At 54.9% G+C, this 255-nt stretch carries 1 protein-coding gene; it reads left to right on the forward strand.

Annotation, left to right across the window (positions count from 1 at the left end; translation table 11 throughout):
* A partial coding sequence (locus tag HUN22_RS17885; protein WP_254617582.1) for an Ig-like domain-containing protein occupies positions 1–255 on the forward strand: 255 nt, incomplete at both ends.

Raw genomic sequence — 255 nt, forward strand, 5'->3', positions numbered from 1 at the left:
GCAATACCTCATTGCCAGGTACAGGCACAGTCTCTGCAGACATCACGCCACCGGTGGTCGCGCTTGATGATGTCCTTACCAATGACAGCACACCTGCGCTCACCGGTACAGTCAATGACCCGACAGCCACTGTGGTGGTGAATGTGGATGGTGTTGACTACCCGGCGACGAACAATGGCGATGGCACCTGGACGCTTGCAGACAATAGCTTGCCTGTATTAACAGACGGTCCACACACCATTACCGTGACAGCAA

It is taken from the genome of Acinetobacter lactucae, assembly GCF_013344765.1.
In the GTDB taxonomy this organism is placed as follows: Bacteria; Pseudomonadota; Gammaproteobacteria; order Pseudomonadales; family Moraxellaceae; genus Acinetobacter; species Acinetobacter lactucae_A.